Origin of the sequence: Phytoactinopolyspora endophytica, from assembly GCF_004138495.1 — a bacterium.
Lineage (GTDB): Bacteria > Actinomycetota > Actinomycetes > Jiangellales > Jiangellaceae > Phytoactinopolyspora > Phytoactinopolyspora endophytica.
The window spans coordinates 50,720-50,949 of sequence record NZ_ML142863.1; the positions used below are offsets into that span (position 1 = coordinate 50,720).

1 pseudogene is annotated in these 230 nt (G+C 71.3%); it reads left to right on the plus strand.

The features are described from left to right. A pseudogene (locus ELR45_RS35750) lies at positions 1-230 on the plus strand (ABC transporter ATP-binding protein); the annotation flags it as partial.

Below are 230 nucleotides of genomic sequence, written 5' to 3' on the forward strand. Positions count from 1 at the left end.
GGAGATCCTGCGTGCGCTCGACGCCGATGCCCGGATACTGATCCTCGACGAGCCAACGGCCGTCCTCGTCGACGCCGAGGCGGACCGGCTGCTGGAGCTCTGCCGCACACTCGCCGATCAGGGGCGGGCTGTGGTGATCGTGACGCACCGGCTCGGCGAGGTGCTTCGTGGCTGCGACCGCGCCACCGTCCTGCGCCGCGGGCAGGTGGTGATGTCCGGTGACGACGTGG